The sequence below is a fragment of the uncultured Boseongicola sp. genome (genome assembly GCF_937988555.1).
In the GTDB taxonomy this organism is placed as follows: domain Bacteria; phylum Pseudomonadota; class Alphaproteobacteria; order Rhodobacterales; family Rhodobacteraceae; genus Boseongicola.
In genome coordinates, this window is sequence record NZ_CALJXO010000147.1 from 1 (window position 1) to 3,664 (window position 3,664).

Consider the following 3,664-nt stretch of genomic DNA (forward strand, 5'->3'; position numbering starts at 1 on the left):
CCGTGCAAATCTGCAAGTTCTGCTTCCAAAAGGACGTGTTCGTGCGTTGTCCCCGACATATTTCGGGTTCCACCTGCCCCGGCCCCGCAACGATCAAGTGCATCATGCATCGCGGCTAGAACACCGGGGTGCTGTCCCATCCCAAGATAGTCGTTCGAACACCAGATCGTCACATCAGAAATCACTTCCGCGCGCGCAGTCGCGCGCGGAAAGTCACCACAATGGCGCTCCAGATCTGCAAAGACGCGGTAGTTGCCCTGATCGCGCAACTCATTCAGCGCCTCTTTGAAGAAATTCTGGTAATTCATTACTTCCCCACTGCCTCTCGGACGATTTCATCCAACAGCGTCTGCACCTGTTGCATCGGCCCTTCAGGATAATTCCGATACCCCACCATGACTTTGCCCTCGCGCTCGGCCACGAAAATCCCGTACGGACAATGCGCAATGTTCATTGGGTCAGCTTCCATGACTTTGCGTGACAGAACTGCCGAGCAGAAAACGAATATGTCGGCGGCCTCGAAAAGCTTCGTGGAACTGCCTACATCTTCGGCCGTGCGATTAAGCATTTCCCCGGTGTGGCTGACATAGTCGATCACCAAGCCTTGACCGACAATCGCGCTTTCAACACCGAATGTGGCATCGTCGAATGATCCGTCGAAATCGTAAACCGTGGACCCACCTTCAGCATGCGCGACCGCACCGGCGAGACTAAGAAGACCACCTATGAAAAGACCCTTCATTTTCTTATCCTCCTTTTTGTGTGTTCATTCTAGACGCCGTTGGGAGCCGGGCCCTGACCTACATCAAGGCCCCGCAAACCTTTAGTCAGCCAAACATGTCAGCCGTGATACCGGCATACCAACCTTCAGATTCCTCATAGGTTGCCTTGCGCAACTCGGCGCTCTCTCCCGTGGCCGAGATGAACCCATCAACCTTGGCGATCTTTTCGTCTGTCGCCTCATAGGTTGCACCCACCTTTACACCGTCATTGGTGTCAATCAGCGACCAGCAGGTATTGGCAAATTTCGCCGGGAAGACGCGCGTTCCGGTAAGGGCCCCTCGCACTGCATTCGCGCAGACCTTCGCCTGGCTGTTGGCCGAATAGCCAGACTTTGGCATGTCGCCCTGACTGGCGGCGTCGCCAAGCACGTGAATGTCGGGATCGGCCTTGGCCGACATGTCAGCAGCATTCACCGGCGCCCAATTGCCGTCCGTGACACCAGCCAATTCTGCAATCCGCCCGGCCTTCATCGCTGGGATGACATTACAGACATCAACCTTGGTTTCTTCACCATCGATCGTCACGCTCATGGCATTGGGGTCAACCGAGACCTCACCGCCTCCAAAGTCCGCGCCGATCCAATCGACCATACCAGCATAGTGGTTTGCCCAACCTTCCTGAAAAAGTGCTTGTTTCGAAAACTTTTCCTTTGGATCCGCGACGATGATTTTTGCCGTTGGATTGTTCGCCTTCAAGAAATGCGCAACCATCGAAACCCGCTCATACGGCCCCGGTGGGCACCGGTACGGATTTGGCGGCGCAACCATTGCAAAAGTTCCACCCTGCGGCATCGCTTCAAGCTGGGCTTTCAACAACTCGCTCTGCGACCCTGCCTTGTAGGCATGTGGCATCGCGTTTTGTGCCGACAGGTCCCAACCTTCGACGGCCCCTTCCACGAAATCAATACCCGGAGACAGGATCAGCTTGTCATACCCAACCGTTCCCCCTCCTGCGAGCGAAACGGTTTTGACGTCCCGATCGACACCAATGGCCCAGTCGTGGACAACGTTCACGCCGCCAGCGGCCAAAGTGCCGTAACTGTGACCAATATCCTCGATCTGCTTAAAGCCACCAAGGTAAAGGTTTGAGAAGAAACAAGTGTAATACTTGCGCGTTGGTTCAATAAGCGTGACGCTGATTTCACCTTCGCTGTCTTTCGCAATGTAACGGGCAGCCGTTGCACCGCCTGCACCACCGCCAACTACGACGACACGTGGCTTGCCATGACCAGCCGCTCGCACCATTGGCGCAGCCAGCATTGCCGCAGCGGCTCCCGAGCCAATTAGAACACGTCTGTTGATATTCATTTTCGTACCTCCCTTAAAACTTATTCGATATCCTTAAAAAATGCGGCCAATGACGCGATCTCTTCGTCTGATAGTCGTCCGGCCATCATCTGCATCACCGGATGCGGCCGGATCTTTTCTTTATAGGCGTGCATAGCCACGACAAAGTCCTCCTCCGGCCAGCGTGTGATCGACGGGATACCATCATCGCCCCCATCCACTTGGTGGCACGTCGTGCATTCATTCGAGAGATACTCACCGTACTCCGGGTCGCCTTGGATTGCCAAAATCGCGGGATCAACGTTGTGATCCGTACCACTCGCGGTTGGCTCAGCTTCTGGGATGTTCGAAGGGTCGTCGGAAAAGCGGCGGAGATAGGCAAGTAAATCCAAGCGCTCAACGGGGTCTTTGATGCCCCTAAAACTCATCCGTGTGCGCGACACCAATGCCTTGGGATTTTCAACGAACGCATCCAGAGTGTCCTGAGTCCAGATGAGGGTGTCAGCCCCGGCCCGCGCCATGCTTTTTGAATAGGAGAACCCTTCAATAGCACCAGCGCGGCGCCCGAAAATACCATTGAGATTCGGGCCAATCCTATCCTTGGCACCCTGTCCCACCTGATGACATCCTTTGCATTGAGCAAAGGCCGCCTCTCCGCGATCTGCATCTCCCAATTCGCTGGCCAGAGCGTTCCCGGCCCAAAGGGTGAGGGCTAGAAAAACTGAACTTGCGCGAAAAACACGCATCCATTAGCCCTCGACTGACTTCAAGAACTCGATCAGCGCAGCACGGTCGTCCTCGTCGCTCAGCCCTCTGAACGACATCTTTGTGCCCTTCATGTACCCACGAGGGTCAGCGATGAACGCCGAAAGCTCTTCCTCGGTCCAGATCAGCCCTGCAGCGGCTGCGGCCACCATTGGCCTGGAGTATTTTTTGAACCCATCGACGCCTCCCGCCGGGCTACCAACAATACCCGTCAGGACCGGGCCAGCGCGGTTTTTTGCACCTTCACCGATCTGGTGGCAGGCTTTGCACTTGCCAAACACTTTTTCACCGGTCTCAGCCAGTCCTGGATCGAAAGCTGCAACCGAAACCTCTTCAACGGCAGGCTCTACTGCCGGGGCTTCCTCACTCTGTGCAGTCACCGAAACCACGCTGGCGCCGCCTGAAGCGTCAACATTCTGATCCGGTGTGACGTCAAGAATGGTCGCCCGCATCGTGATTTCAACGCCGTCCTTACAATTTTCCATGCAAGGCTCAACAGTCCAAATGGCGTACTCCGTCTCTGCTCGATCATCGACGATGAAACCGCCCGCATTCGGCATTTCAACATCAAGCAGCGTTTCATTCGACAGCACGAAATCGTCTTCAATCAGATCGTTGGAGTAGAGAATATATGCGACGATCGCATAGACCTCATCATCGCTCAGCGACCCGGCATACCCGAATGGCATCGACCGCTTCACATAATCAAAGGCTGTCGTTAGATGCGGCCAATAAGACCCAACGGTCTTGAGAGGGTCTTCGCGATCAAGCGTGTCCGCGCCCCCGGCAAGCTTCGGCCAATTGCCGATCCCTTCGGCAAAATCCCCATG

At 55.3% G+C, this 3,664-nt stretch carries 5 protein-coding genes; all 5 read right to left on the reverse strand.

Translation table 11 applies throughout. The features are described from left to right. Positions 1-308: aminotransferase class I/II-fold pyridoxal phosphate-dependent enzyme (locus Q1B15_RS08025; RefSeq protein WP_299752711.1), on the reverse strand; the 308-nt coding region annotated here is incomplete at its 3' end. Next, positions 308-742 (reverse strand): DUF302 domain-containing protein, encoded by a 435-nt coding sequence (locus tag Q1B15_RS08030; RefSeq protein WP_299752714.1) that lies wholly within the window; start codon positions 740-742, stop codon positions 308-310. The genes Q1B15_RS08030 and Q1B15_RS08025, both read right to left, overlap by 1 nt. Before the next feature lie 85 nt (positions 743-827). Beyond that, entirely contained in the window at positions 828-2,090 is a 1,263-nt protein-coding gene (locus Q1B15_RS08035; protein ID WP_299752717.1) for an NAD(P)/FAD-dependent oxidoreductase, read from the reverse strand. Between the two features lie 20 nt (positions 2,091-2,110). Continuing rightward, a complete protein-coding gene (locus tag Q1B15_RS08040) occupies positions 2,111-2,815 on the reverse strand; it encodes a c-type cytochrome (RefSeq protein ID WP_299752720.1) in 705 nt (234 codons plus the stop codon). 3 nt (positions 2,816-2,818) lie between these two features. After that, the coding region (locus tag Q1B15_RS08045) for a c-type cytochrome (RefSeq protein WP_299752723.1) at positions 2,819-3,664 on the reverse strand (846 nt) is incomplete at its 5' end.

What these genes read in the sequence shown, in the direction of transcription:
- Q1B15_RS08040 (WP_299752720.1), bottom strand. Translation starts at nt 2,815, where the DNA reads ATGCGTGTTTTTCGCGCAAGTTCAGTTTTTCTAGCCCTCACCCTTTGG.
- Q1B15_RS08035 (WP_299752717.1), bottom strand. Translation starts at nt 2,090, where the DNA reads ATGAATATCAACAGACGTGTTCTAATTGGCTCGGGAGCCGCTGCGGCA.
- Q1B15_RS08030 (WP_299752714.1), bottom strand. Translation starts at nt 742, where the DNA reads ATGAAGGGTCTTTTCATAGGTGGTCTTCTTAGTCTCGCCGGTGCGGTC.